This window comes from Microterricola viridarii, from assembly GCF_001542775.1.
In the GTDB taxonomy this organism is placed as follows: Bacteria; Actinomycetota; Actinomycetes; order Actinomycetales; family Microbacteriaceae; genus Microterricola; species Microterricola viridarii_A.
Genome location: NZ_CP014145.1, coordinates 1,964,700 through 1,990,473 on the forward strand (window position 1 = coordinate 1,964,700; position 25,774 = coordinate 1,990,473).

The window sequence follows — 25,774 nt, forward strand, 5'->3', positions numbered from 1 at the left end:
GCCGTTCCCCGCCGCGTCACCACATGCCGAGCAGCTTCATCCAGAGGCTCGAGGACACCGTCCAGATGACGATGACGATGACGCTCATGATGAAGCCCACCCGGAACCATTCCGGCACCTTGATGTAGCCGGAGCCGTAGATCACGGCGGCCGGGCCGGAGGCGTAGTGGGTGAGGGCGCCGAACAGGTTGCCGATGAAGCCGAAGACGAGGGCGGCGAACAACGGCGGGGCGCCGGTGCTGATCGCCGCGCCGAGGAAGACGGCGTACATCGCCACGATCTGCGCGGTGTTCGAGGCGAAGAAGTAGTGCGCGTAGAAATAGACAAGCGTGAGGATGGCGAAGGCCACCAGCCAGGGCAGGCCACCGACGGCGTTCGCGACGCTGTCGCCCACCCAGGCGATCACGCCGAGCGCCTTGAGCTGGTCGGCCATGCCGATGAGCACCGAGAAGAAGATCAACGTGCTCCAGGCGGAGGCGTTCTCGGCCATGTCCTTCCAGGTGATCACCCGGGTGACCAGAAGGATCGCGACGCCGACGAAGGCGGCCGCCGTCGCGTTGATGCCGAGCGTGTTGCCGAGCATCCACATGAGCAGCAGCAGCACGAAGGTGGCGCTCATCACGATCTCGCCGCGCGACATCCGCCCCATCCCCGCCAGCTCGCGCTTCGCCTGGGCCGGCGCTTCCGGCGTCTTGGTGATGCTCGGCCCGTACACCTTGGTCATGATCCACGGCACGGCGACCAGGCTGAGCAGCCCGGGAACCAGTGCGGCGAGCGCCCAGTTGCCCCAGGTGATGTCGATGCCCAGGTCGATGGCCTCCTGTTGGGCGATCGGGTTGCCGGCCATGGCGGTGATGAACATGGCCGAGGTGATGGCGTTCACCTGGGCACTGGTCAGGGCCAGGTAGGAACCGAGCCTGCGCCGGGACTCGTCGCTGTCTGGCGTCGACCCCCGCTCGATGCTGAGCGAGGCGATGATCGGGTAGATGACGCCGCCGTTGCGGGCCGTGTTCGACGGCGTCGCCGGGGCCAACACGAGGTCGGTGAGCGCCAGCCCGTAGCTGAGCCCGAGGGCGGAGCGGCCGAGCTTGGTGATGAACCAGAGTGCGATGCGGCGCCCCAGGCCGGTGAGCAGGAAGCCCTCCGCGATGAAGAAGGCGGCGACGATCAGCCAGACGGTTGAGTTCGCGAAGCCCTTCAGCGCTTCGGTCCCCGGGTCCATGGTTCCCGTGATCATGGCCACGGCCAACCCGATCAGGGCGACGGATGGCGTCGGCAGCGGTTGCAGGATCAGCCCGAGGATGGTGCCGACGAAGATGCCGAGCATGTGCATGCCGCGCGGGTCGACGCCGTCCGGGGCGGAATGAGGTAGATGACGACGGTGACGACGAGGATGGCGGCGACCTTCACCGTCATGCCCAGCCAGGGCGGTCGCCTGCTGGTGCCCTTGGCCCCCACGGCACTGCTGTCGCCCGGGTCTGCTTCGGGTTGAGAACGCGCCATCCTGTGCCCCCGCTGTGCTCGATACAGCTCAGTCGAACCACCCGGCAACACCTGAGGTTCGCGTGCGGCATCAGCATAGCCACGGGCTCCCCCGCCCCGTCAAGAGCCCGGCGGGAGTCCACTCTCCTCGGGCACACGCACCCGTGCTGGGCGCGCGACTGCTTGACTGGGCGCATGCCGACGCACTTCTATCGCCCGTCCGAGGGGCACCGCCTGCCGCACGACCCGTTCAACGCGATCGTCGCGCCGCGCCCGATCGGCTGGATCGGCACGCTCTCGCCCGCGGGGGTGCGCAACCTCGCCCCGTACAGCTTCTTCAACGCGCTCTCCTACCGGCCGCCGCTGGTCGGATTCTCGAGCACAGAGCGCAAGCACAGCGCCCGCAACGCGGAAGAGACGGGCGAGTTCACCTGGAACCTGGTCACCCGGGAGCTGGCCGAACAGATGAACGCCAGCTCGCTGACGGCGGATGTCGACGAGTTCGCCGCGGCGGGGCTGGCGGCCGCGGCATCCGTTGAAATCAGCGCGCCTCGGGTCGCCGCTTCGCCGGTCAGCTTCGAGTGCCGGGTCGCCGACATCGTGCCGTTGCGCGGCGCGGACGGCCGGGGCTCCCCCGGTGTGTTCACCATCGGTGAGGTGGTCGCCGTGCACATCGACGAGGCGCTGCTGAAAGATGGCGTGTTCCAGACGGCGCTCGCCCACCCGGTGATGCGCGGCGGCGGCCCGACGGCGTACTTCGAGGCGCTCGCCGAGGGGCGCTTTGATTTGGTGCGACCGACCTAGGGCCGCTCAGGCGGCGAGACCGGCCTCGCGGGCAACGACGGCGGCCTGCATGCGCGTCCGGCAGCCCAGCTTGCCGAGAACCCGCGACACGTGCGTCTTCGCGGTGGCCTCGGTGATGAACAGCGCTCGCCCGATCTGCTGGTTGGACAGCCCCCGCCCCAGCTCGGTGAGCACATCCCGCTCACGCTCCGTCAGCGGCTCAATGCGCGGGTCGATGCGGGCCACGGCCACCGCGGCCGTCGTCACTGTGCTCCCCGCGACCGGGGTCGGTGCGGCCGCGAAGGCGCCCAGCAGGGCACGGGTCACCTCGGGGGCCAGCACGCCGTCGCCCGCCGCCACCCTGCGCACCGCGTCGATGAGCGCCGCCGGTTCGACGGTCTTCAACAGGAAACCCACGGCCCCGGCCCGCAGCGCCTCGAAGACGTACTCATCGAGGTCGAAGGTGGTGAGCACGAGCACATCGGATGCCTGTTCCTCGACGATCGCACGGGTGGCCCGGATGCCGTCCAGGCCCGGCATCCGAATGTCCATCAGGATCACGTCGGGGCGCAGCGCCCGGGCCAGCTCGATCGCGGACTGGCCGTCGCCCGCCTCGCCCACGACCTCGATGTCGGGGGCCGCCTCCAAGATCAGGCGCAGCCCCATACGGATGGCCGCATGGTCGTCGGCGAGCGCCACACGAATCGGCCGGCTCACGCGGCACCCGCCAACGGGAAGGAGGCAACCACGCGCCACCGCCGGGCGTCGTCCGTCGCCCCCGCCTGCAGCCGCCCGCCGAACGCCGCCGCCCGCTCCCGCATGATCTCCAGCCCGGCGCCGGAGCTCAGCGCGGCCGAGAGCCCGGCCGGCAGGGCCGGCACTCGCTCCCCCAATTCGTTCTCGATTCGCAGCTCCAGCCCGTCTGCCTCGGCGCAAAAGCTGATCTCGACCGCGGATCCCGGGGCGTGCTTCACGACGTTCGTCAGCGACTCCTGCACAATTCGGTAGACGGTCTGGCCGAGTGGCGCCGAGAGCCCCTCTGGCGCATCGCCCCGCATCCGCACGCGCACGCCGGCGCTCTCGGCGGCATCCGTCAGCGCGCGCAGCGACTCGATCGACGCCGTCGGTTGCACTGCCGTCGGCGCCGATCCGGCACGCTGCGCGGCGGAGCAATTCGCGCCGTCGGCCCCGGCCGGGAGCTCCGACGTGCGCAGGACGACGATCATCGCCCGCATATCCTCGAGCGCCGCGATGCTCGACGCCCGCGCCAGCTGCAGGGCATCGCGCTCGGGGCCGGCATCGGCCGTGCCGCCCGCCAACGCCGCAGCGGAGTGCAGAGCGATCGCCGAGAGCCTGGATGCGATCGCGTCGTGCAGGTCGGCCGCCATGCTCGAGCGCTCCGCCTGCACAGACTGGTTCCTGTCGAGCAGCGCGATGCGCTCTCGATCGCGCGCCCGGGCCTGCTCCACCGCCAGGCGTTCCAGGGCAAGGTCCGCGATCTCGCCCTTCTGGCGCAGGTCGTTCCCCCACCAGAGCGGCACACCAAAGAGCGCGCCGAACTGCAGCAACGACCAGGCGAACGGGACCTCGCGTGCGGCCGTGACCGTGCCGAGGGCCGCGAGGAGCACGGCGGCCAGGGCGGCCAGCCCGTAGACGACGCGCCGGGTGCGGGGCCCGGCGAAGCGGGCCACGGTGTAGAGGGCATCCGCCACGATGACGAACATGATGACGGAGCCGCCGAGGGCGGCATCCGCGGCGAGCGCCAGCGCGCTCAGTGCCACGCTGAGCAGGGTACGTCGTCGCCGCAGCAGCGCGGCCAGTCCGCCCAAAAGCACCGGCACCAGATGCAGCCACCGCGCCGCCGACTCGCCGCCGAATGCCGCGTCCCAGTAGCCGAGCTGACCCCAGAGCACCAGGATGACGCCGAGCAGGACGAAAAGCGCCGCGTTGACCGCGTCCCTCGCGTCGGGGCTTCGGCGGGCACGCCGCACGAGCGCTCCGCCGCCCGCGCGCAGGGCGCTCGCCGCGCTCCGAGGGTTGTCAGGTGTGCTCACACCCCAGTTCAGCACATCGGGGCGCACCGTGCGTCGGCCAAACGATGTACGGCCGGCCAGCGGCGAGAGCGGAACGTCGCCCCTTTGCCCGACGACACCGCCGCCGTTGGCTGCGAGCGTTGAGTCCATGTTCGACATCCTCTCGCTCGCCGCGAGTATTCCCGCACCCGGCCTCGCCCTCGACTCCGTCGACGAGCTCTGGCGGAGCGGGTTCCCCCTGCCGCTCGCGCTCGGCGGGCTCGCGCTGGTGGACTCCGCCAGCTTCGGCACGCTGCTCATTCCGCTCTGGCTCCTGCTGGTCCCCGGCCGGCTGCGGCCGACTCGGATCCTGCTCTACCTCGGCACGATTGTGGCCTTCTACTTCGCGGTGGGGCTGGCCATCATGGCCGGCGCGAGCGTGCTGCGCGCCGACCTGGCGCGGTTCCTCGCGGCCACGCCCGTCATCTGGGTGCAGTTTCTGCTCGGGGTCGGCCTCGTCATCGGCAGCTTCCTGATCGACACGAAGAAGTCGGGCGTTGAGCCCGGGCGCATCACCGTATGGCGGGCGAGGGCGATGGGCGTCAGCGGCGCGGGCCCGGCGGGGCCGGCACTCGGCGGCGCGGGCGCCCCCGGCACCGTCCGCGACACCTCGATGCTGCCCCTGATGACCCTCGCTCTCACCGCGGCGGGCATCGAACTCGCCTCGATGCTGCCGTACCTGGCCGGGATCACCCTGATCACCGGCGCGAACGTCGGCTGGGCGGCATGCGTCGGCCTGTTGGCCGCATACTGCCTCGTGATGGTGTTGCCGGCGCTGCTCGCCCTAGCGGCGAGGCTGTTCGCGGCCGGGGCCGTCGAGCCCCTGCTGCAGCGGCTGAGCGGCTGGTTGAGTAAGAACGCGGCCGAGACGACCGCGTGGATCGTCGGGATCATCGGCTTCCTGCTGGCGCGAGATGCGGCGGTGAAGCTGTCGTTGTTCGACGGCTTCCTGTCGTAGCAGGCGGGGTTTCGACAGGCTCAACCACCGGGAGCGGCCGAAGCAGCCGGGTGTCGGCTTCGGTCGTGAGCTCCCTCGGGCCAATGGGGGGGCGGTTAGCCGCCGAACCACTCCGGGTTGTGGGCGTAGACGATGACCAGGAACACGACCAGGTCGAAGAGCAGGTGCACCGTCACGACGTAGCTGAGCGAGCGCGTCATCCGGAAGATCATGCCCTGCACCAGCGCGAACGGGATCGTCAGCAACGGGCCCCAGCTCTGGTAGCCGAGCTCCCAGAGGAACGACACGAACACCGTCGCCTGCAGCGCGTTCGCCAGCCACACCGGGAAGTGCCGGCAGAGCAGCGTGAACACGGTGCAAATGAAGAACAGTTCGTCCCAGATGCCGACGGCGTTCACCCCGATGAACAGGCGGATGACGGCATCCGGCTCGTGCACGGCCGGCCAGTTCTGGTAGGCGCCGCTCGAGATGAAGTAGAACGGCAACAGCACGATCGCCATCACCACGACGGCGCCGATGTAGATCCACTGGGCGCGGGTCCAGCGCCCGCTCCCCCGCCACGGGAAACGGATGACACGTTCCTTGTAGATGAAGCGCTGCACCAGGTACGGCACCGCCACCGCGGAGCCGAGCACGACGGTGAACAGCACCATATTCGGGTAGTCGATGTTGGCTTCGAGCGAGATCGTGCTGATGATCAGCTGGCCGAGCGCGATCAGCAACAGGTCGCGGAACAGCGCACGGTCGATGAACCAGGCGGATGCAACGCCGGCCAGCAGCATGGCGTACCCGACGGGAATGATCTGCACGCCGAAGAGCAGCACGGCCGCGCCGCAGACGAGTGCGGCCGGCAGGAGCTTCCAGGTCAGGACGGCGGGCGCCGCGGCATCCGGAGCATGCGGCGAGAGCGCGGGAAGCTGCATGGCTACCCCTGCTCCCCCGCCCCGGCTCGAGCAGCCTTGCGCTGCAGCGCCACAACACCCCAGGCGATCAACCCCTGCCCGGCCAGGTAGGTGGCCATGATCAGAAAGCCGGACTGCCAGAGGTCGAGGGTGTCCAGGAACTTGTTGCTGCCGAGCAGCGTGTCCGAGATGAGGAACAGCGCGCCGCCGGCGGCGATCGTGGCCGTTCCCCGGCTCGCCCAGGCCGCCATCGCGCCGAGCACCAAGCCGTACAGCGCGACGGGGATGAGCAGGCTGCCGAGCGCGGGGCCGAGCAAGGCCACGAAGCCGAGCCACCAGAGCAGGTAGACCAGCGCCCAGGCGCGCGGTCGGCTGTAGCCGAGCCCGCGCATGAAGAGCACCAGGTAGGCGACGTGGGCGAGTAGGAAGAAGCTCAGCCCGAGCACGAAGAAGAAGTCGTTCGCATAGAGCGGGGTGATGTCGCCCAGCCAGGACAGCGTGATGGCGGCGAGCAGCAACGCCGTGGCCGTCGCGCGGCGGGCCGGCGAGGCCGCGAGCACCGCCAGCAGCAGCGCCGGCATCAGCAGCCACTTCGAGATGTTGGCGGCGTCGCTGAGATGGGCGAACTGGAAGACCAGGTGCAGGGCTGAGAGCGCCAGGAATGGCGCGAAGGCGGTCAGCGGTTTCAGCTGCCCCGCCGTCGCAGCGGCGAATGCGGTCGTCTTGTTCGGCGACATCGATGTCATCTGCTCATTCTGCCCGCAGAGTGCCGCTTCCCGCCTCATTCGGCGGGCAATGTCACTCGGCGGGCAGCGTCATCCGGTGAGCAGCGTCACTCGGCGAGCAGCACCTCGGTGTCGTACCCGGCGAGCTTCTCGCGGCCGTCCAGTTCGGCCAGTTCGAACAGCACGCCGATACCGGCCACCGCATACCCGGCCCGCTCGATCAGGCGGGCGGCGGCGCTCAGGGTGCCACCAGTTGCGAGGATGTCGTCGAGCACCAGCACGCGGGCGCCGGGCGCCAGATGATTCGGCTCGAGCTCGAGCGTCGCGGTGCCGTACTCAAGGTCGTAGCTCTCGGCGATGACGGTGCCGGGCAGTTTGCCCGCCTTGCGCACGACGAGCAGCCCGGTGCCGGTGGCGTAGGCGGCGGCCGCGGCGAGCACGAAACCACGGGCCTCGACGCCGGCGACGGCGTCGAACTTGCCTGCGAAGCGTGCGACCAACTCGTCGACGATCACCTTGAACGCCGGCCCGTCTGCGAACACGGGGGCCACATCGCGGAACAGGATCCCCGGCTGCGGGAAGTCCGGGATCTCGGTGAGCAATCGTTTGAGCTCGTCCGATGCGGAGGGGGCGTTGGTGGTGGGTTCAGAAGTCACCCCTTAACGCTAGACGACGGATGCAGCCCCCGGCGACGGAGGATCCGGCATCCGCCACGCGCAGACCGCGCACCGCGCCTGCACCCCGTTGCCGTGCTTTACTGGCCCGCATGAACCCCGCCGCGATCGACTACCGCCCGCTCACCGAGCCGGTGGCGCCGGGCGCCGTCTCGGAGTTTCGCGGTTGGGCGCGCTCGACGAGGCAGCCGTGGGCGCGTTCCTCCGATGCCGCCCGCGTTCTCGTCGCGATCTTCGCCGTGCTGGCCGGGCTCCTGGTCGTCGTGGCCATCGCGATCGGCGGCTCGATCCTGGCGGTGGCCGCCGCAACCCTCGGCACGGCCAGCCTGGTCGCAGCCGCGCCGATGCTCCTCATCCTGGTGCTCGGCGTGCTGGTGGCGGTGTTGGTGCTGCGCCGGGCGGACCTCTCTGGCGGCTGGCAACAGAAGTACCGGCTCTTCCACTTCGCCCAGGCCAATGGGATGCAGTGGTATCCGCAGATCGGGGATCCCGGCTACCCCGGCATCATCTTCGGACGCGGCTCGGGCCGCGCCGCCTACTCCGGCGCGCGGGCCACGAGCGGGCGCGCGCTCGACATCGGCAATTTCATGTACACGACCGGCTCCGGCGACGACCGCACGGTGCACCGGTGGGGTTCATGGCGCTCCGACTGGACCGCCGGATCCCGCACTGCGTCGTCGATGCGCGGGCGAACAACTCGCGGTTCGGCGCCTCCGACCTCGGCTCCTTCTCCAAGGAACAGGTGTTGCGCCTCGAAGGAGATTTCAACGACCACTTCACGCTGTACTGCCCGCGCGGCTACGAGTCCGACGCGTTGTACATCTTCACGCCCGACCTGATGGCGTTGCTGATCGACCACAGCAGCGCCTTCGACGTCGAGATCGTCGATGACTGGATGTTCGTCTACTCGACCACTCCGTGGAACACACTGGAGCCGGCCGCCTGGGCACGCCTGTTCGCCATCGCAGACACCGTGGGGCGCAAGACCGTCTCCCAGACCGAGCGGTACCGCGACGAGCGCAGCCCGGCGCAGCCCGCCCCGGCGTTCGCCGCCGCACTCGGCGGCGGCGACAACATGGTCGCTCCGCAGGGCCGCCGGCTCACCCGGGGCCTTCCCATTGCGGCCATCGTCGCGATCGTCGCATTCTTCGGCCTGCCTCTGCTGCTCATCACGGTGTTCGGCGTCGGGCTCGTCGGCTCCTGGACGTCAAGCCTGCCGTGACGGATGCCGCGGCATCCGCACCCCGCGTGAGCCCACGCCGAATGAGACAGGCCCCGCACCCACACGAAGTGGGCCGGGGCCTGCGTAGCCAGACGGCTCGTGCTTAGCTGACGCCGAGCAGGTCGATCACGAAGATCAGGGTCTTGCCCGAGAGGTGGTGGCCTCCACCGGCGGGGCCGTAGGCCTGGTGCGGGGGGACGACGAGCTTGCGACGGCCGCCGACCTTCATGCCGGGGATGCCTTCTTGCCAGCCCGCGATGAGGCGGTTGAGCGGGAAGTTGATGGACTGGCCGCGACCCCAGGAGGAGTCGAACTCGTCGCCGGACTCGTACTCGACGCCGAGGTAGTGCACGTCGACGGTGGCACCGGGGGTGGCCTCAGCGCCGTCGCCGACGACGATGTCCTCGATGACGAGGACCTCGGGCGCCGGGCCCTCCGGGAATTCGATTTCGGGCTTTGCGTTCATATCAGTCATGCGACTATCCAAGCCGATTCCGCGCAAGAATGCACACCGGCCGGGCGCCGGCTGTGATTCTCGCGCGGATGCTTGTGTTCCTCACACGGGTGAGAGAAGATGAGAACTGATCAACTTATCGCCCGGGCGAGTCGCGTGCATTGCCGCACCACCGGGCGATAGGTCTTTAACGGGCACCCCTGGCGCGTGCTCCTCACGCTGCGGGCGGCGCCAGCATCACGGCCCGATCGCGCGTGACGGAGGCCAGCAGGGCGCGCTCCGCCGCCACGGTGTCGGCCGTTCCGCGGCCGGCCAGGAGCCGCTGCCGCACGAGGGCCAACCGGGTGGCATGCCTGATGAACCGGCGCATCGCGAGGCGCTTCTCGCTGGGCAGCGTCCGCGCCCAGCGCGCGGCCGCCCGCCGGCCGGCGGCCGTGCCCAACATGACGACCTCGCCGTCGGCGAACCAGCCGGCCTCGGCGTATTCCTGCAGGCTGGCCACAGTAGCCCGCTGCTCGGCCCGGCGCAGCCACACCACGATTCCGATGGCGAAGGCGAAGAGCGGCACCTGCACGAGGAAGTAGTAGCCGAAGAAGTCCGTCACCACGAGGAGCGCGCCGTTCCACAGCGCGTGCAGGGCGATCGCGACGGCCAGGCCGATCGCGAAATAGCCGAGGATGCCGGCGCCGCGCGTGCGGGTGACGCCGAAGCCCAGCACGATGCCGGTGCACGCGGTGAACATGACATGAGCGAAGGGAGAGAACAGCCCGCGCAGCACGAACGTTGCGCCGAGCCCGCCCGCGCCGCCCTCGGTGAGCGCCTCACCGAAATAGAGGATGTTCTCGGTGAACGCGAAACCGGCGGCGGTGACCGCCGCGTAGACGAGGCCGTCAACCGGGCCGTCCAGGCTCTTCCGCGCGATCCACACGAGCAGCAGCACGCCCAGGCCCTTGGCGAGCTCCTCCACGAACGGGGCCTGGATCGCGACAGAGAGAGCCTCGGTGTATTCGGCGCGGCCGCTGGCGCCGACCGCGATCTGCACGAGCAGGTCCACGAACAGCGAGATGCCGACCGCGACGCCCGCTCCCCAGAACAGGGCGAAGCCAAGCACCCAGCGCGGCTCCGGCTCCCAGCGGTCGATCCAGCGCACCACGAACAGCACGCCCACGAGCGGCACCACCGCCACGACGGTGCAGAGCACGACAGCCCCGGGGCCGAAAGCGTTCACGAAGGAACCGATCACGACGAGCATCAGCGCCGCACCGATGACGATGCCGATGACCCCGAGCACGAAGCCGAGTCCGCCGCCGCGAGCGGGCGGTGCGACGAATGGGACCGAGGCCAGGGGGCGTTCCGCGGCCGTCAATGCCGGGGGTTGCGATGCGGAGAGCAGCAGGTTCGGCGGCCCGGCAGGGAACGGGGTGCCAGCGGCATCCGGATTCGGTGAGGTCACTCGCTCAGGCTAACGGACGCCGGCCTCCGTTCCCGCCGCGCCGCTGCTCTCGCTGCTCGCGCAGCCGGTCAGCGGATGCGAGCCGCGCCCCCGTTGCCGGTCAGCGGATGCGGGCCGCGACCCGCCGACGAATCAAGGTGTTGCGGCCCGAAACCGCCCGCGTCTCCGCGGACTGGCTACGGCACGTGCAGGTTACGGGGCGCCCAGGCAGGCGCAGGCGCGCACGCGGGCTGCTGGAGGCACCCGTGCCCCGATTCCCCCGCGGGAACGTCGAAGGCCGAGCCCGGCGCGGTGCGCGGGCTCGGCCTTCGAGAGCTGAGTGCTGTGTGACTAGACGACGCCCAAGGCGAGCATGGCGTCGGCGACGCGGGAGAAGCCGGCGATGTTGGCGCCGAGCACGTAGTTGCCGGGCTCGCCGTACTCCTCGGCGGTGCGGGCGCAACGCTCGTGGATGCCCTTCATGATCACCGCGAGGCGCTCCTCGGTGTGCTCGAAGCTCCAGGAGTCGCGGCTCGCGTTCTGCTGCATCTCCAGGGCCGAGGTGGCCACGCCACCGGCGTTGGCTGCCTTGCCCGGCGCGAAGAGCACACCGGCCTCGGAGAACACGCGCACGGCGGCGGGGGTGCAGGGCATGTTGGCGCCCTCGGCGACGGCGCTGACGCCGCTGCCGACGAGCGCGGCGGCCGCGGTCTCATCGAGCTCGTTCTGGGTGGCACATGGCAGTGCCACGTCGATCTTCGTCTCGGCCGCGATCGACCAGATGGTGCCGGTCGGGCGGTACTCGGATGCCGCGCCACGGATCTCGGCGTAGTCGCTCAGGCGTCCGCGCTTGACCTCCTTGATCTCGCGCAGCAGGTCGAGGTCGACACCGTCACGGTCGTAGACGACGCCACTGGAGTCGGAGCAGGCCACGACGACGCCGCCGAGCTGGTGCACCTTCTCGATGGCGTAGAGCGCCACGTTGCCGGAGCCGGAGACGAGCACGCGGGCGCCCTCGAAGGTCTTGCCGCGGGTGGCGAGCATCTGCTCGGCGAAGAAGACGGTGCCGTAGCCGGTCGCCTCGGTGCGCACGAGCGATCCGCCCCAGCCGATGCCCTTGCCGGTGAGCACACCGGACTCGTAGCGGTTCGTGATGCGCTTGTACTGGCCGAACAGGTAGCCGATCTCGCGGCCACCGACACCGATGTCACCGGCGGGAACGTCGGTGTACTCGCCGATGTGGCGGTAGAGCTCGGTCATGAAGCTCTGGCAGAAGCGCATGATCTCGGCATCCGACTTGCCCTTGGGGTCGAAGTCGCTGCCGCCCTTGCCGCCGCCGATCGGCATGCCGGTGAGGGCGTTCTTGAAGATCTGCTCGAAGCCGAGGAACTTGACGGTGCCGAGGGTGACGGTCGGGTGGAAACGCAGGCCGCCCTTGTACGGGCCGAGGGCCGAGTTGAACTCGACGCGGAAACCGCGGTTGATGTGCACACGGCCGGCGTCATCGGTCCACGGCACGCGGAAGATGATCTGGCGCTCCGGCTCGCAGATGCGCTCCAGCACGGAGCCCTCTGCGTAGTGCGGGTGACGCTGGATGACGCGACCCAGCGACTCGAAAACCTCGCGCGCCGCCTGGTGGAACTCCGGCTCGCCTGCGTTGCGGCGGAGGACCTGGTCGAAGATCGGCTGGATTTTCGGGTCGAGGATGGTTGTCATCGAAGAGTCACTTTCGTAGGAGGCACGAAGATTGAGCGTATCTCGGGTGGGAATCGCGTTACACCGATCGTCCGGGATCGCCGGACTGACCAGCACCGGGGGTGCTGGGGTGTTCAGGGGTGAGCGCTGACGCGACGGTCATCGCGGAGGCTAGTTCCTGCTGGGCTTGCTGCACGCGCACTTTCGCGTGGAGAACCCGACGCTCGGCCGTTGAGCGCATTGCTACGGTAGCAGTGATTCCTGCGCGTCTGTCGTCGACGCCTGTTGCGATCCAGGATGCGATGAGCAGCAGCAGCTGGTTGAGCAGATTGAACCAGATCAGCACACCGATCAGCGCCGTGAACGAGGCGAGCAGCGGGTTGGCCGCAGCGCCGCCGAGCAGCGATCCGCCCAGCAGCTGCAGGGCTGTCATTGCCGCTCCGCCGAGCAGGACTCCCCGCCACAAGATGCCGCCGGGCACCTTGATGCCCGAGATCAGCAAGATCAGGGCGACCAGCGTGAGCGTGTCGATGATGAAGACGAGCAGGATGCCGACAGCCTGGCTGATCAGCACGAATCCGACCGAGCTGGTCGAGGCGCCCAGCTCGGCCGCGAGCAGCCCGAGAGCGGAGGTGCTGAACACGCTGATCAAGGCCGCGGCGATGAGGGCCAGGCCGAGCGCGAGCGCGAGACCCAGGTCTCTGAGCGTGAGCAGCACGAAGAACGTGGTGTCGTTGGGCAACCGGAAGATGCCGCGCACCGCGGTGCGGGTCGCACCGATCCACGCGATGGATGTCGCCACGAGCCCAACCAGGGCGATGATGCCCGAGATGCTCAGCGTGAGCGGCTGGATGATGGCATCCGGGTCGACGAGCGCCTCATCACTGCCGCCCGGGGTGCGCAGCAGACCGGGGATGAACCCGTTGATGAGCTCGATCAGGGCCGCCCAGACGGCCGGGTTCGCCGCCAGCCACAGGCCGGCGAGCGTGAACCCGACGTAGACGCCGGCGAAGACCGCGAACAGTGCCTGGTACGACATACCGGCGGCCAGCAGCGGCCCGCGGTCGCCGGCGTATCGGTTGAAAACCCGCACCGGTTTCAGCTGCAGGACGAAATCCACAACCGCCTTGCCCCAGCGGACCGGCGCCGCGAAGCGCCGTTTGAGCGTTGCGAGCCAGCGCGGTCCGTCTGGCTTCGCGTCGTTCTCGGTCATCCGGCCAGCGTAGTGGGCGTGCCGGCCCGGGGCGCGGGGTGCCCGCGAAGTTGGCTTCGGTCGCTGGCGCTCCCTCTAGCCAACGGGGAATTGCTCGTCGACTGGAGGGCGGCGCGCTGGGCCTACTTGGCGCCGACGGTGACGGTGGGTGTGCCGATCGAGGTGTCGCTGGCGGGCATCTCGGCCGCGATGCGGTTGGCCTCTTCGATCAGCGTGGCGACGATGTCGGCCTCAGGCACGGTCTTGATGACCTGGCCCTTGACGAAGATCTGGCCCTTGCCATTGCCGGATGCCACGCCGAGGTCGGCCTCACGGGCCTCGCCCGGGCCGTTCACGACGCAGCCCATGACGGCGACTCGCAGCGGCACGGTCATGCCCTCGAGGCCGTCGGTGACGTCGTTGGCGAGCTTGTAAACGTCGACCTGCGCACGGCCACAGCTGGGGCAGGAGACGATCTCCAGCTTGCGCTCGCGCAGGTTCAGCGACTGCAGAATCTGCAGGCCGACCTTGATCTCCTCGGCTGGCGGGGCGGACAGCGAGACGCGGATGGTGTCGCCGATGCCCTCTGAGAGCAGAATGCCGAACGCGGTCGCGCTCTTGATGGTGCCCTGGAAGGCGGGGCCGGCCTCGGTCACGCCGAGGTGCAGCGGCCAGTCACCGCGCTCGGCCAGCAGGCGGTAGGCCTTGACCATGACGATCGGGTCGTTGTGCTTGACCGAGATCTTGAAGTCGTGGAAGTCGTGCTCCTCGAACAGGCTGGCCTCCCAGACGGCGCTCTCCACGAGCGCCTCCGCGGTGGGCTTGCCGTACTTCTGGAGCAGGCTGGGCTCGAGCGAGCCGGCGTTGACGCCGATGCGCAGCGAGACGCCGGCCGCCTTCGCGGCGGCGGCGATCTTGCCGACCTGGTCGTCGAACTTGCGGATGTTGCCCGGGTTCACGCGCACGGCGGCACAGCCGGCGTCGATCGCGGCGTAGACGTAGTTCGGCTGGAAGTGGATGTCGGCGATGACCGGGATCTGGCTCTTCTTCGCGATGATCGGCAGCGCCTCTGCGTCATCGCGGCTCGGCACCGCGACGCGCACAATGTCGCATCCGGATGCCGTCAGTTCGGCGATCTGTTGCAGAGTCGCGTTGATGTTCGTCGTCGGCGTCGTCGTCATGGACTGGACGCTCACCTGAGCGTCGCCACCGACGAGAACCTTGCCTACCTTGATCTGACGAGACTTGCGCCTAGGGGCGAGAACCTCGGGGACCTTGGGCATTCCCAAATTAATTGCAGCCACAGAGCCAGCTTACGCGTCGAGGCTGGGTGGAAGGCGAACCGTGAGCGGCGCCTCGGTCGCTGCGAGCACCTCGTCGACGCTGACCCCCGGTGCGGTCTCGACCAGCACGAGCCCGTCGGAGGTCACGTCGATCACGGCGAGGTCGGTGATGATGCGGTCGACGACACCCTTCCCGGTGAGCGGCAGGGAGCACTCGGTGACGATCTTCGGGGTGCCGTCGCGGGCGACGTGTTCCATCAACACGATGACCCGTTCCGCGCCGTGCACGAGGTCCATCGCGCCGCCCGGGCCCTTGACCATCTTGCCGGGGATCATCCAGTTGGCGAGGTCGCCGCCCGCCGACACCTGCATCGCACCGAGAATGGCGGCCTGCACCTTGCCACCGCGGATCATGCCGAAGCTCAGTGCCGAGTCGAAGAAGGCGGCGCCGGGCAGCAGCGTGACGGTCTCCTTGCCGGCGTTGATGAGGTCGGGGTCGACTTCGCCCTCGAGTGGGTACGGTCCGACGCCGAGGATGCCGTTCTCGCTCTGCAGCACGACGGTCACGCCGTGCGGAACGAAGTTGGGCACGAGGGTCGGAAGGCCGATGCCGAGGTTGACGTAGGAGCCGTCGGTCAGCTCGGCCGCCGCACGGGCCGCCATCTGTTCCCGGGTCCGTGCCATCTCAGTTCGCCCCCTGTGCGCCGGTGCGCACCGTGCGCCGCTCGATGCGCTTCTCGATGTCGCCGCCAACCTCCACCACGCGGTGCACATACACCCCGGGCAGGTGCACGGCATCCGGGTCGATCTGCCCCGGCTCCACCAGTTCCTCCACCTCGGCGATGCACACCCGGCCGGCCATGGCGGCCAGCGGCGAGAAGTTGCGCGCGGACTTGTTGAAGACGAGGTTGCCGTGCCGGTCGCCCCGCAGCGCGTGCACGAGGGCGAAGTCGGTGCTGATGGCGGGCTCCAGGACGAACTCCCGCATCCGGCCGTTCACCTCGAACTCCTGGGTCTGCTTTGCCGCGGATGCCACCGCGATGCTGCCGTCGGGGTGGTAGCGCTGCGGCAGCCCGCCGTCGGCGACCTGCGTGCCGACCCCGGTCTGCGTGAAGAAGGCGGCGATGCCGCTGCCGCCCGCGCGCAGCTTCTCGGCCAGTGACCCCTGGGGGGTGAGCTCCAGTTCCAGTTCGCCGCTCAGGTAGCGCCGCTCGAACTCCTTGTTCTCGCCGACATACGACGAGGTCATCTTGCGGATGCGGCCGGCGCCCAGAAGCAGGCCGAGGCCCCAGTCGTCGACACCACAGTTGTTGCTCACGATGGAGAGGTCGCGCGCACCGGCATCCAGCAGCGCGGTGATCAACGCCATCGGGTTGCCGCACAGCCCGAACCCGCCGACCGCGATCGATGCGGCATCCGGAATGTCGGCCACAGCAAGTGCGGCCGAATCGACGACTTTGTTGATCGACATCAGGGCACGTCCTCCCCCGGCGCTTGTGGCCCCGGTGCTCTGACTGAAAAGTACGATGGAGACGAGTGGGTGTCAAGGAATCGCGCGCTCAACACGACGAAGGAGTCACCATGGAGCCGATCGAGGTCGTCATTCTGGCCGGAGCCCGCACGCCGCAGGGCCGCGTGAACGGCCAGCTGGCCAGCCAGACCGCGGTTCAGTTGGGCGCAGTGGCCATCGCCGGCGCGCTCACGCGCAGCGGGGTGGCGGCCGACGAGGTGCAGGCCGTCATCATGGGCCAGGTGCTGCAGGCCGGCGCCGGCCAGAACCCGGCCAGGCAGAGCGCGATCGCCGCCGGCATCCCCTGGGGTGTCAACGCGATCACGCTGAACAAGGTGTGCCTGTCGGGGCTTGCCGCCGTCATCGACGCGGCCAGGCTGATTCGTCTGGGCGAGGCGGATGTCGTCGTCGCCGGCGGCCAGGAGTCCATGACGAACGCACCGCACCTGCTTCCGGGCTCCCGCCACGGCTGGCCGTACGGCAGCGTGGAGATGCTCGACCACGCCGCCTACGACGGACTGACCGACGCATTCGACGGCCTCTCGATGGGGCTCTCCACCGAGCGCTCCATCGTGGCGCTCGGGCTGGGCCGGGCGGAGCAGGACGAGTTCGCGGCGCGCTCGCACCAGCGGGCGGGGGCAGCCGCGGCTGGAGGCGTCTTCGATGACGAGATCGTGCCGGTGGAGATCCCGCAGCGACGCGGCGAGCCGGTGATTGTGATCGCCGACGAGGGCGTGCGCCCGGCCAGCACGGTGGAGACGCTCGGGGCGCTCCGGCCGGCGTTCGATCTGGAGGGCACTATCACGGCCGGAAACTCGTCGCCGCTCAGTGATGGGGCGAGCGCACTCGTGCTGACCAGCCGGGCCTGGGCGGAGGCGAACGGGCGCGAGTGGCTGGCGGTCGTGCAGGCGTCAGGGCACGTGGCCGGCCCGGACAACTCACTGCACTCGCAGCCGTCCCACGCGATCAGCGCGGCGCTCGGGCGCCAGGGCTGGGACGTCGACTCGCTCGACCTGATCGAGATCAACGAAGCGTTCGCGGCGGTCGGCATCCAGTCGACGAAGGATCTCGGCGTCGACCCGGACATCGTGAACGTGCACGGCGGGGCGATCGCGCTCGGGCACCCGATCGGGGCCTCCGGCGCGCGGTTGGCGCTGCACGCCGCGCTGGAACTGCAGCGCCGCGGCGGCGGCCGGGCAGCCGTCGCGCTCTGCGGCGGCGGCGGTCAGGGCGACGCGCTGCTGCTCAGTCGCTGAGGGGTGTCTGCGGCCTCCGCGCCACACTCCCGCCGATTGAGCTTGCCCTCCCGCCGATTGAGCTTGTCCTCCCGCTGATTGAGCTTGCCCTCCCGCCGGTTGAGCCTGTCCTCCCGCTGATTGAGCTTGTCGAAATCCAGGTTTCGACAAGCTCAACCAACGGAAGACCGGGCTGTCCAGCCGGTCGAGGAGCGAGGGACTGGGGCTAGGTGGCCTCGGAGTCGAAGGGGGCGCCCTCGCCGACGCCGAGCGGCACCGTCGCGCGGCGCACCGGGGCGCCCGAGCGCGAGGCCCGTGTCAGCGTGGGGGCAGCGGCCGCTGCGGCAGCACCGGCTGCCGGGACGTCATCGGCCAGCGCCTCGCGGATGATGCGCCGAGGGTCGTACTGGCGCGGGTCGAGTTTCTTCCAGTCGACGTCGTCGAACTCGGGGCCCATCTCGTCGCGCATGCGATCCTTGGCGCCGTTGGCCATGTCACGCAGCTGCCGGACGAGTCGGCCCAGCTGCGCCGCGTAGTGCGGCAGCTTCTCTGGACCGAGCAGAAAGACGGCAATGATGCCGATAATCAGCACCTTCTCCATCGTCAACCCGAACATGTCTTCAGAATAACCTGCGGCGAGGCTTCCCCGAGCAAGGCCGCCTCCCCCTTACTCTGGAATTCACACATCACCGGGAGCTACAACGTGTCTGACAATGACCTGAACTGGAAGTACGCCGACGACGTCGTCACCGAATCCGACGCGCTGAGCAAGGCCAGACAGCAGTCGCTGGAACTGGGCATCGACCCGATCTCGCCCGCGACCGGCGCGCAGATCGCCGTGATCGCCGCCGCGACAGGCGCCACCAACATTGTCGAGATCGGAACCGGCGTCGGTGTCTCCGGCATGTGGTTGTTCGCCGGTGCGCCCGGAGCCACGTTGACCTCGATCGACACCGAGATCGACCACCAGCTGCAGGCCAAGGCCAACTTCGCCGAGGCCGGCATCCCGGCCAACCGGGTGCGCCTCATCCCCGGCCGTGCGCTCGAGGTGCTCCCCCGGATGAACGAGAACTCCTACGACATCGTCTTGATCGACGCGGATGCCGGCAGCGTCATCGAGTACGTCGAGCACGGCCTGCGCCTCGCCCGCCCGGGCGGAACCGTCCTGGTGCCGCACGCGCTCTGGCGCGGCCGCGTCGCCGACCCGGCCAAGCGGGATGACGTGGCCACGGGCTTCCGCACCCTGATCACCGAGATCGCGGCATCCGGTGCCGTCGTCAGCGCCCTCTCCCCCGCCGGAGACGGCCTGCTGCAGCTCACCAAGCGCGGCGTCTGAGGCCGTTACGGCCCGCGCACGCAAAAGCCCCGCGGCTGCCATCGGCAGCCGCGGGGCTTTTTCACAGTCGAACTACCGGCGACTATGCCGGAGCGACGACGCTGGCAAGGGCATCGTGGAGTTCCTTTGCCTCGGCGTCATTCACCGAGACCACAAGGCGCCCCCCGCCTTCGAGTGGAACGCGCACAATAATCAGGCGCCCTTCCTTTACCGCTTCCATCGGTCCGTCTCCGGTCCTCGGCTTCATGGCTGCCATGGCTTCCCCTTTCGTGGCAAGTCTGTAGTCATTATCTCGTATGGCGCCGACAGAGAAAAATCAGCCCGGTCACGCTTTGGCATCGACGCCGCTCTCGGCGACTCACGGCGGGGTCCAATCGCGGCCGTCGACCCCCCAGGCGATGAGCAGCCAGCCCCATTGAAGCGCCACGCAGACGAGCAACAGCAGCACCCGGTAGATGCGCGAACGCGGCACAGCCAGCGCTCCCAACAGCGGGAAGAACGGCATCAGTAGCCGGAAAACACTCGACTGCGGGAAGAACACGGCGAGCAGGTACAGCGCGTAGCTGGCCACCCACAGGCGCAGGTCGACGCCGAGCCGTTTCACCGCGGGGGTGAACATGAACGCAACGAACGCCACGATGAGCAGCACCACGAGGATCGGGCCGCGCGGGCTGCCCAGCCACCAGTCCGCGCTCTGAAACCAGGGGGTGAACGGCAGCAGCTCCCGGTGGCCGATGTAGGGCGCGCGCCAGGCCAGCTCGGTGTCCGTGTACGACATCAGATCCCCGGTGGCGACGGCAGCGGCCAACAGCCAGGCGAGCCCCATCACGCCACTGAACACGGCGACGGATTCCGCCAGCACCCGTTCCTTGAGCGGGAACGGCTCCCTGCGCCGCACCGCGAAGCGGTAGATGACGTGCAAGCCGAGCGCCAGCGCGAACGCCAGGCCGCTCGGCCGGGTCAGCGCCATCACCGCGACCACCGGGAACAGCAGCGCGTATCTTCGCTCCATCAGCAGCAGCAGCGCCAGCGTCAGCAGCATCAGGTAGAGCGACTCGGCGTAGGCGAACTGCAGCAGCGGCGACAGCGGCGCGAAGCAGAACAGCGCCACCGCGAACAGGGCGCTGCCCGCGGGCAGAACCCGAATCATCATTCGGTAGAACAGCAGCGCGGTGCCGAACGCGCAGGCGACCGACACGAAAACGGCCATCGGCGCCCACGGCACCCCTGTGATCTCCATCAGCCCGCGCACCAGCATCGGGTAGACGGGCATGAATGCCCAGGCGTTCTCTGCCACATGTCCGGTGGCATCCAGCGGCAACTCGTTGGGGTAGCCCCAGCCGGCGATGATCTGGTACCAGCGGCCGTCCCACATGGTGGCGAAGCTGAAGTAGTCCGGGTGGTCGGCCGTCCAGGGGTTGGCCTTCTGCACACTGGCGAGGATCAGCACGAGGATGGTGGTGACCACCCGCGAGAGCAGGAACACGGCGGTGACGCGCAGCCACCACGGTGTCAGCCGGTAGCGCACGCGCAGCGCGACCGGCAGGGATGACCGGCCGGTGCGGCGGCGCGCGGCCGTGCCGTGCGCGATCGGGGCGCTCACCGTCAGTGGCCGGTGAGCCAAGCGCGCAGCGCGCGTTCGCCGTCGGTGATCTGGGCGAGGAGCACGCGCTCGTCATCGGCGTGCGCCTTGAGCGGGTCGCCCGGCCCGAAGTTCACCGCCGGGATTCCGAGGGCGCTGAAGCGGGCGACATCCGTCCAGCCGTACTTCGGTCGCGGCTCCGCCCCGACCGCCGCGACGAAGTTGCGCGCGATGGCCGCGTCCAGTCCGGGGCGGGCGCCCTCTGCGGCATCCACCACCAGGATCTCGTAGCCCGGGAACAGCTCGTGCATGTGGGCGATCGCCTCGGCGACGCTGCGGCTCGGCGCGAAGCGATAGTTGATGTGCACCATGGCCTCGTCGGGGATGACGTTGCCTGCCACTCCCCGCTGATGCCGATCGCGTTCAAGCCCTCGCGGTAGACCAGGCCCTCGACCTCGACCTCGCGCGGCACATAGGTGGCGAGCGTCTGCAGCACCGCGCCGAGCTTGTGGATGGCGTTGTCGCCGACCCAGGCCCGCGCGGAGTGGGCGCGCACGCCGCGGGTGCGCAGCTCGAATCGGATGGTGCCGTTGCAGCCGCCCTCGACCTGGCCGTTGCTCGGCTCACCGAGGATGGCGAAATCGCCCGTGAACAAGTCGGGGCGGTCGGCGGCCAGCAGGCCCAGGCCGTTCAGCTCCGACGAGACCTCCTCGTTGTCGTACCACATCCAGGTCACGTCGACCCGGGGCGCGGTGAGCTCGGCGGCGAGCTTCAGCTGCACCGCGACACCCGCCTTCATGTCGACGGTGCCGCGGCCCCAGAGGTAGTCGCGATCCTCGAACGTCTCGAACCGGGTCGGCAGGTTGTCGTTGACCGGCACCGTGTCGATGTGGCCGGCGATGATGACTCGCTGCGCGCGGCCGAGGTTCGTGCGGGCAACGACGCAATTGCCGTGCCGGATCAGCTCGAGGTGCGCCGCGTCGGCCAGGGTCGCTTCGATTGCGTCCGCCAGCCGCTTCTCGGCGCCGGAGACGGAGTCGATGTCGCAGATCTGGCGGGTGATGTCGACCGAGCTGGCGGCCAGGTCCAGCCGCTCAGTGCCGGGGCCTGCGTTGACGGGAGATTCGAGGGCTGCCATGCCCCCAGCGTAGCTTCCGGATGCTGCCGACTGCGGCATCCGGAACACACAGCGCAACGCGGAACCGGCGCCTCCCCGCGCGCCAGTACGCTTGACGACATGCACGTTACCGAGCCGTCTGGCGCCCCTGCCCCCATGCCCGCCGCCACGCACGCCTGGGCCTCCGGCCTCAGCACGGTCGCCGCTGATGGCACCGTGCTCGACGCCTGGTTCCCGGCTCCCGCACTCGGCCGCCGGCCGGAATCCGTCGACCGGTGGATCGCCCCGGCCGAGTTCGCCGCGCTGCTCGGCGAGGACGCGCGCCGCGGGGTGCACGTCGACTTCGTCAACATCGAGATTGAGCTGGCGGCCGCCCCGGCCAGCACGGCCGACGCGTACCTGCGCCTGCACCTGCTCTCGCACCTGTTGGTGCGCCCGAACACGATCAATCTGGACGGCATCTTCGGCCAGCTGCCGAACGTGGCCTGGACCAACGCCGGCCCGATCGCCCCGGCCGACCTCGACAGGCTGCGCCCGCAGCTGCAGCGGGCTGGCATCCACGTCACCGGTCTGGACAAGTTCCCCCGGCTGCTCGACTATGTGACGCCGGAGCGGGTGCGCATCGCGGATGCCTCCCGCGTGCGCCTCGGCGCGCACCTCGCGCCCGGCACCACCGTGATGCACGAGGGCTTCGTGAACTTCAACGCGGGAACGCTCGGCTCCTCGATGGTGGAGGGTCGCATCTCGCAGGGCGTTGTCGTCGGCGACGGCGCCGACATCGGCGGCGGTGCCTCGATCATGGGCACGCTCTCCGGCGGCGGCACCGACCGCATCAGCATCGGAGCGCGGGCCCTGCTCGGCGCCAACTCGGGCGTCGGCATCTCGATCGGCGACGACAGCGTCGTCGAGGCGGGGCTCTACGTCACGGCCGGCACCAAGGTGGTCGTGATCGATCCGACCGCAGCGGCCGGCTCCCCCGTGCGTTCCGTGAAGGCCAGCGCCCTCTCCGGCGCGGCGAACCTGCTGTTCCGGCGCAACTCGCTGAGCGGCGCCGTCGAGGTGCTGCCGCGTGACGGCAGCGGCATCGTGTTGAACGCGGCCCTGCACGCCTAGGCGTGTCGGGCGGCCCGCCGTATAGGGTCGCAGTACGGGATTCGCGACGAGGGGGTTGCAGTGGGAACGGACGCACCACGATCTCGGCGGAGCCGAGGGGTTCGAGCACTGATCGCCGTGCTGGCCACCGTGCTCGTGCTGCTGCTGGTCACGGCGGGCATCGGCATCTGGACGGTGCAGCGCTCCTTCCCCACCACGACCGGCCGCATCGACGTCCCCGGGCTGAGCAAGCCGGTCACCGTGTCCAGAGACGCAGCCGGCATCCCGCAGATCACCGCGGACACCGCCCACGACCTGTTCTACGCGCAGGGCTTCGTGCACTCGCAAGACCGCTTCTGGGAGATGGACTTCCGCCGGCACGTGACCAGCGGCCGGCTCGCCGAGATGTTCGGGGAATCTCAGGTGGGCACCGACTCCTTCATCCGCACCCTCGGCTGGCGCGCCACCGCCGAGGCGGAGGTGGCAATGCTCGACACCGAGACGCTCGGCTACTACGAGGCCTATGCCGAGGGCGTGAACGCCTACCTGGGCAGTCGTTCCGGCGCAGACCTCTCGCTCGAATACGCCGTCCTGGGGCTGCAGAACGGGCAGTACCAGCCGGAGCGCTGGACGCCGGCCGATTCCGTCGCCTGGCTGAAGGCGATGGCGTGGGACCTGCGCAGCAACCTCGAGGACGAGATCGACCGGGCGCTGCTGGCCACGGCGCTGCCCGCCGCGGATGTCGCGCTGCTGCATCCGGCGTACCCCTACGGCACGCACCCGACGATCATCGCGGGCAGCGGAGCGCCGGCGGCCCCGGCAGCCCCGGCTGACGAGCCGGACTCTGAGGCGGACGCGAGTGCGGACGCCGCGGATGCCGCGACGGCCGCGCTCGCCGAGCCGGCCGCGCTCGACGCCCTCGACGCGCTGCAGGCCAGCCTGGCCGCCCTGCCCGAGCTGATTGGCCCCGCCGGCAACGAGATCGGCTCGAACTCCTGGGTGGTGGCCGGGGCGCTGACCGAGTCTGGCTCCCCGCTGCTGGCCAACGACCCGCACCTCGGCGCCGCCATGCCCTCTGTCTGGTACCAGATGGGACTGCGCTGCAGCACGGTCAGCGCGGAGTGCCCCTTCGACGTGGCCGGCTACAGCTTCTCCGGGCTGCCCGGCATCATCATCGGCCACAACGCCTCCATCGCCTGGGGCCTCACCAACCTGGGCCCAGATGTCGCCGACCTCTATCTGGAGAAGGTAACCCCCGACGGCTACGAGCTCGACGGGGCCGTGCACCCTTTCACCGTGCGCACCGAGACCATCACGGTGGCCGGCGGGGAGCCGGTCGAGCTGGAGATCCGCTCGACGGCCCGCGGCCCCGTCGTCTCCGGTATCACCGATCAGTTCGGGAGCATCGCCGCGGACTACCCCGCGGCGAGCGGGCTGCCGGCCGGCGACTACGCCCTGTCGCTGCAATGGACGGCGCTGACCCCTGGCCACACGCCGTCGGCCGTCTTCGCGATCGACAAGGCGCAGAACTGGGACGAGTTTCGGGCCGGCGCGCGCCTGTTCGAGGTGCCGTCGCAGAATCTGATCTATGCGGACACCTCCGGCAACATCGGCTACCAGGCGCCGGGCCGGATCCCGATCCGCAGCGCCGGCGACGGCACGCTGCCGCTGCCCGGCTGGACGAGCGAGAACGGGTGGGTGGGCGAAATCCCGTTCGAGGAGCTGCCGAGCGTGCTCAACCCCGAGAGCGGCATGATCGTCACCGCCAACAACTCCGCCGTCGGCGAGGGCTTCCCACGGATGCTCACCCAGGACTGGGATCTGGGCTACCGGGCACAGCAGATCAACGACCGGCTGACCACGGCCATCACCGCCGGGGAGAAGCTCACGGTGAAGGGCATGGCGTCGATCCAAGCCGATAACTTCAACGCGAACGCCGCGGCGCTCGCCCCGGTGCTGGCCGAGCTCCCCCTCAAACCGGAGGCGGCTGAGGCGCAGCGGCTGCTCGCGAACTGGGACTACTCCGATGACGCCGACTCTGCGGCATCCGCCTACTTCAACATGACCTGGCGGCAGCTGCTCGCGGCGATGTTCCACGACAAGCTGCCGGAGAGCACGTGGCCGGCCGGCGGCGACCGCTGGTTCGGCGTCGTCGGCGCGCTGCTCGAACAGCCGGACTCCCCGTGGTGGACCAACGAGCGGCTCGGCATCTCCGGGCGCGACGCCATGCTCAGCTACGCGGCGGAGCAGGCCTGGCAGGAGGGCGTCGACACCTTCGGCGCCGACCCGCGGCGCTGGCAGTGGGGGAAGCTGCACACGCTCACCCTCACCAACGCGAGCTTCGGCGAGTCGGGCATCGCGCCGATCGAGTGGCTGTTCAACCGCGGGCCGATCCCCGTCGCCGGCGGGTCCTCCGTGGTGAACGCGGTCGGCTGGGATGCGAGCACGGGTTACACGGTCGACTGGGTGCCGTCGATGCGCATGGTTGTCGACCTGGCGGACCTCGACGACTCCACGTGGGTGAACCTGACCGGCGCGTCCGGGCACGCCTTCCACCCGCACTACGACGACCAGACGCCGCTCTGGCAGGAGCATAAGACCCGGACCTGGGCCTTCACGCCGGATACCGTGCGCGAGGCCGCCCGCGACGTTCTGCAGCTGCATCCGAAGCCGTAGGGGCAGCGCCGGCGTCTCGATACTCGACCAACGGGTTGGGCGGGTCCCCTCCCGTTGGCTCGAGGGAGCGCCAGCGACCGAAGCCAATAACCGAACGGCCACGCCGGCTCCCGGGCTTCGGCGCCTGCGCTGCTCGTTCCTCGCGGCGCGGCCGCCTCCAGCCGACGTGCGTTCCCCGCCGGTCACGCCTCAGCCGGCGCGCAATTCCCCGCTGATCGAGGAGGCCCGCCAGGGCCGTATCGAGACCCGGTCACCGGCGAGAAACCGTGTCACGCACGAGGTCTCGATACGCTCGTTCCTCGCTACTCGACCAACGGGTAAGGCGGCGCGCACAACGTGGCCGGGGCGGAAC

The 25,774-nt window shown here is 69.6% G+C and carries 24 protein-coding genes and 1 pseudogene; 8 read left to right on the forward strand and 17 right to left on the reverse strand.

Annotated elements, in window-relative coordinates:
* Nucleotides 1-16 precede the first annotated feature (16 nt).
* The gene (locus tag AWU67_RS09070) at nucleotides 17-1,333 is read right to left on the reverse strand and encodes a DASS family sodium-coupled anion symporter (RefSeq protein ID WP_425339184.1); all 1,317 of its coding nucleotides are present in this window, start codon (nucleotides 1,331-1,333) and stop codon (nucleotides 17-19) included.
* 344 nt (nucleotides 1,334-1,677) lie between these two features.
* Here AWU67_RS09070 and AWU67_RS09075 point away from each other — a divergent pair, with 344 nt between their 5' ends.
* On the forward strand, nucleotides 1,678-2,286 hold the full coding sequence (locus AWU67_RS09075) for a flavin reductase family protein (RefSeq protein WP_129586672.1): 609 nt from the start codon (nucleotides 1,678-1,680) through the stop codon (nucleotides 2,284-2,286).
* A gap of 6 nt (nucleotides 2,287-2,292) precedes the next feature.
* Here the strand turns inward: AWU67_RS09075 and AWU67_RS09080 are convergent, their stop codons facing one another.
* A complete protein-coding gene (locus AWU67_RS09080) occupies nucleotides 2,293-2,982 on the reverse strand; it encodes a response regulator (RefSeq protein ID WP_082716881.1) in 690 nt (229 codons plus the stop codon).
* Nucleotides 2,979-4,448 (reverse strand): sensor histidine kinase, encoded by a 1,470-nt coding sequence (locus tag AWU67_RS09085; RefSeq protein ID WP_067228092.1) that lies wholly within the window; start codon nucleotides 4,446-4,448, stop codon nucleotides 2,979-2,981. The genes AWU67_RS09080 and AWU67_RS09085 overlap by 4 nt, the downstream gene beginning before the upstream one ends.
* Here AWU67_RS09085 and AWU67_RS09090 point away from each other — a divergent pair.
* Complete coding sequence (locus AWU67_RS09090) at nucleotides 4,447-5,295, forward strand: GAP family protein (RefSeq protein WP_067228094.1); 849 nt, start codon at nucleotides 4,447-4,449, stop codon at nucleotides 5,293-5,295. The two genes, AWU67_RS09085 and AWU67_RS09090, sit on opposite strands and share 2 nt — an antisense overlap.
* Before the next feature lie 95 nt (nucleotides 5,296-5,390).
* Here AWU67_RS09090 and AWU67_RS09095 read toward each other — a convergent pair whose 3' ends face one another.
* The 3 genes from AWU67_RS09095 to AWU67_RS09105 all read right to left on the reverse strand — a co-directional run bounded on the left by AWU67_RS09095 (nucleotide 5,391) and on the right by AWU67_RS09105 (nucleotide 7,578).
* Nucleotides 5,391-6,218: a CPBP family glutamic-type intramembrane protease gene (locus AWU67_RS09095; RefSeq protein WP_067228096.1), complete on the reverse strand. Its 828-nt coding sequence runs from the start codon at nucleotides 6,216-6,218 to the stop codon at nucleotides 5,391-5,393.
* A gap of 2 nt (nucleotides 6,219-6,220) precedes the next feature.
* Nucleotides 6,221-6,943, reverse strand: coding sequence for a lysoplasmalogenase (locus AWU67_RS09100; RefSeq protein WP_067228098.1), 723 nt, complete (start codon nucleotides 6,941-6,943; stop codon nucleotides 6,221-6,223).
* Nucleotides 6,944-7,029: 86 nt separating this feature from the next.
* Nucleotides 7,030-7,578 (reverse strand): adenine phosphoribosyltransferase, encoded by a 549-nt coding sequence (locus AWU67_RS09105; protein ID WP_067228100.1) that lies wholly within the window; start codon nucleotides 7,576-7,578, stop codon nucleotides 7,030-7,032.
* A gap of 110 nt (nucleotides 7,579-7,688) precedes the next feature.
* Here AWU67_RS09105 and AWU67_RS09110 point away from each other — a divergent pair, with 110 nt between their 5' ends.
* A complete protein-coding gene (locus AWU67_RS09110) occupies nucleotides 7,689-8,435 on the forward strand; it encodes a hypothetical protein (RefSeq protein WP_067228102.1) in 747 nt (248 codons plus the stop codon).
* Nucleotides 8,411-8,818, forward strand: coding sequence for a hypothetical protein (locus AWU67_RS09115; protein WP_129586673.1), 408 nt, complete (start codon nucleotides 8,411-8,413; stop codon nucleotides 8,816-8,818). Before AWU67_RS09110 ends, AWU67_RS09115 begins: the two co-directional genes overlap by 25 nt.
* A gap of 103 nt (nucleotides 8,819-8,921) precedes the next feature.
* Here the strand turns inward: AWU67_RS09115 and AWU67_RS09120 are convergent, their stop codons facing one another.
* From AWU67_RS09120 to AWU67_RS09150, 7 genes are all read right to left on the reverse strand, one after another.
* Nucleotides 8,922-9,293 carry an FKBP-type peptidyl-prolyl cis-trans isomerase gene (locus AWU67_RS09120; protein WP_199922274.1) on the reverse strand — a complete coding sequence of 124 codons (372 nt, stop codon included), beginning with the start codon at nucleotides 9,291-9,293 and terminating at the stop codon, nucleotides 8,922-8,924.
* 193 nt (nucleotides 9,294-9,486) lie between these two features.
* Complete coding sequence (locus AWU67_RS09125; protein ID WP_129586674.1) at nucleotides 9,487-10,725, reverse strand: PrsW family intramembrane metalloprotease; 1,239 nt, start codon at nucleotides 10,723-10,725, stop codon at nucleotides 9,487-9,489.
* Nucleotides 10,726-11,055: 330 nt separating this feature from the next.
* Nucleotides 11,056-12,420, reverse strand: coding sequence for an NADP-specific glutamate dehydrogenase (gdhA, locus tag AWU67_RS09130; RefSeq protein WP_067228109.1), 1,365 nt, complete (start codon nucleotides 12,418-12,420; stop codon nucleotides 11,056-11,058).
* 58 nt (nucleotides 12,421-12,478) lie between these two features.
* The gene (locus AWU67_RS09135) at nucleotides 12,479-13,612 is read right to left on the reverse strand and encodes a YhjD/YihY/BrkB family envelope integrity protein (RefSeq protein ID WP_067228111.1); all 1,134 of its coding nucleotides are present in this window, start codon (nucleotides 13,610-13,612) and stop codon (nucleotides 12,479-12,481) included.
* 122 nt (nucleotides 13,613-13,734) lie between these two features.
* Nucleotides 13,735-14,895 (reverse strand): flavodoxin-dependent (E)-4-hydroxy-3-methylbut-2-enyl-diphosphate synthase, encoded by a 1,161-nt coding sequence (gene ispG, locus AWU67_RS09140; RefSeq protein ID WP_199922275.1) that lies wholly within the window; start codon nucleotides 14,893-14,895, stop codon nucleotides 13,735-13,737.
* Nucleotides 14,896-14,904: 9 nt separating this feature from the next.
* Entirely contained in the window at nucleotides 14,905-15,558 is a 654-nt protein-coding gene (locus AWU67_RS09145) for a CoA transferase subunit B (RefSeq protein WP_199922276.1), read from the reverse strand.
* Between the two features lies 1 nt (nucleotide 15,559).
* A complete protein-coding gene (locus tag AWU67_RS09150) occupies nucleotides 15,560-16,345 on the reverse strand; it encodes a CoA transferase subunit A (RefSeq protein ID WP_067228116.1) in 786 nt (261 codons plus the stop codon).
* Nucleotides 16,346-16,455: 110 nt separating this feature from the next.
* Here AWU67_RS09150 and AWU67_RS09155 point away from each other — a divergent pair, with 110 nt between their 5' ends.
* Entirely contained in the window at nucleotides 16,456-17,640 is a 1,185-nt protein-coding gene (locus AWU67_RS09155; RefSeq protein ID WP_067228118.1) for an acetyl-CoA C-acetyltransferase, read from the forward strand.
* 205 nt (nucleotides 17,641-17,845) lie between these two features.
* Here the strand turns inward: AWU67_RS09155 and AWU67_RS09160 are convergent, their stop codons facing one another.
* Complete coding sequence (locus AWU67_RS09160) at nucleotides 17,846-18,235, reverse strand: sec-independent translocase (protein WP_067228121.1); 390 nt, start codon at nucleotides 18,233-18,235, stop codon at nucleotides 17,846-17,848.
* An 87-nt stretch (nucleotides 18,236-18,322) separates the two neighbouring features.
* Here AWU67_RS09160 and AWU67_RS09165 point away from each other — a divergent pair, with 87 nt between their 5' ends.
* Complete coding sequence (locus tag AWU67_RS09165) at nucleotides 18,323-18,955, forward strand: O-methyltransferase (RefSeq protein ID WP_067228124.1); 633 nt, start codon at nucleotides 18,323-18,325, stop codon at nucleotides 18,953-18,955.
* An 82-nt stretch (nucleotides 18,956-19,037) separates the two neighbouring features.
* Here the strand turns inward: AWU67_RS09165 and AWU67_RS16955 are convergent, their stop codons facing one another.
* The 3 genes and pseudogenes from AWU67_RS16955 to dapE form a co-directional block, all read right to left on the reverse strand.
* Nucleotides 19,038-19,211 carry a DUF3117 domain-containing protein gene (locus AWU67_RS16955; RefSeq protein WP_082716883.1) on the reverse strand — a complete coding sequence of 58 codons (174 nt, stop codon included), beginning with the start codon at nucleotides 19,209-19,211 and terminating at the stop codon, nucleotides 19,038-19,040.
* 102 nt (nucleotides 19,212-19,313) lie between these two features.
* Entirely contained in the window at nucleotides 19,314-20,558 is a 1,245-nt protein-coding gene (locus AWU67_RS09170; RefSeq protein WP_234407204.1) for a hypothetical protein, read from the reverse strand.
* A gap of 2 nt (nucleotides 20,559-20,560) precedes the next feature.
* Nucleotides 20,561-21,675 (reverse strand): annotated as a pseudogene (gene dapE / locus AWU67_RS09175) (succinyl-diaminopimelate desuccinylase).
* Between the two features lie 99 nt (nucleotides 21,676-21,774).
* Between dapE and dapD the strand changes: the two are divergent.
* On the forward strand, nucleotides 21,775-22,767 hold the full coding sequence (gene dapD, locus AWU67_RS09180) for a 2,3,4,5-tetrahydropyridine-2,6-dicarboxylate N-succinyltransferase (RefSeq protein ID WP_425339185.1): 993 nt from the start codon (nucleotides 21,775-21,777) through the stop codon (nucleotides 22,765-22,767).
* A gap of 117 nt (nucleotides 22,768-22,884) precedes the next feature.
* Complete coding sequence (locus tag AWU67_RS09185; protein ID WP_234407205.1) at nucleotides 22,885-25,422, forward strand: penicillin acylase family protein; 2,538 nt, start codon at nucleotides 22,885-22,887, stop codon at nucleotides 25,420-25,422.
* The last annotated feature ends 352 nt before the right edge of the window (nucleotides 25,423-25,774 follow it).

Excerpts from the sequence above, each read along its gene's own strand:
- AWU67_RS09070 (WP_425339184.1), bottom strand. The coding sequence starts at position 1,333 with ATGCACATGCTCGGCATCTTCGTCGGCACCATCCTCGGGCTGATCCTG.
- AWU67_RS09075 (WP_129586672.1), top strand. The coding sequence starts at position 1,678 with ATGCCGACGCACTTCTATCGCCCGTCCGAGGGGCACCGCCTGCCGCAC.
- AWU67_RS09090 (WP_067228094.1), top strand. The coding sequence starts at position 4,447 with ATGTTCGACATCCTCTCGCTCGCCGCGAGTATTCCCGCACCCGGCCTC.
- AWU67_RS09085 (WP_067228092.1), bottom strand. The coding sequence starts at position 4,448 with ATGGACTCAACGCTCGCAGCCAACGGCGGCGGTGTCGTCGGGCAAAGG.
- AWU67_RS09095 (WP_067228096.1), bottom strand. The coding sequence starts at position 6,218 with ATGCAGCTTCCCGCGCTCTCGCCGCATGCTCCGGATGCCGCGGCGCCC.
- AWU67_RS09100 (WP_067228098.1), bottom strand. The coding sequence starts at position 6,943 with ATGACATCGATGTCGCCGAACAAGACGACCGCATTCGCCGCTGCGACG.
- AWU67_RS09110 (WP_067228102.1), top strand. The coding sequence starts at position 7,689 with ATGAACCCCGCCGCGATCGACTACCGCCCGCTCACCGAGCCGGTGGCG.
- AWU67_RS09120 (WP_199922274.1), bottom strand. The coding sequence starts at position 9,293 with ATGACTGATATGAACGCAAAGCCCGAAATCGAATTCCCGGAGGGCCCG.
- gdhA (WP_067228109.1), bottom strand. The coding sequence starts at position 12,420 with ATGACAACCATCCTCGACCCGAAAATCCAGCCGATCTTCGACCAGGTC.
- AWU67_RS09135 (WP_067228111.1), bottom strand. The coding sequence starts at position 13,612 with ATGACCGAGAACGACGCGAAGCCAGACGGACCGCGCTGGCTCGCAACG.
- AWU67_RS09145 (WP_199922276.1), bottom strand. The coding sequence starts at position 15,558 with ATGGCACGGACCCGGGAACAGATGGCGGCCCGTGCGGCGGCCGAGCTG.
- AWU67_RS09150 (WP_067228116.1), bottom strand. The coding sequence starts at position 16,345 with ATGTCGATCAACAAAGTCGTCGATTCGGCCGCACTTGCTGTGGCCGAC.
- AWU67_RS09155 (WP_067228118.1), top strand. The coding sequence starts at position 16,456 with ATGGAGCCGATCGAGGTCGTCATTCTGGCCGGAGCCCGCACGCCGCAG.
- AWU67_RS09160 (WP_067228121.1), bottom strand. The coding sequence starts at position 18,235 with ATGTTCGGGTTGACGATGGAGAAGGTGCTGATTATCGGCATCATTGCC.
- AWU67_RS16955 (WP_082716883.1), bottom strand. The coding sequence starts at position 19,211 with ATGGCAGCCATGAAGCCGAGGACCGGAGACGGACCGATGGAAGCGGTA.
- dapD (WP_425339185.1), top strand. The coding sequence starts at position 21,775 with ATGCACGTTACCGAGCCGTCTGGCGCCCCTGCCCCCATGCCCGCCGCC.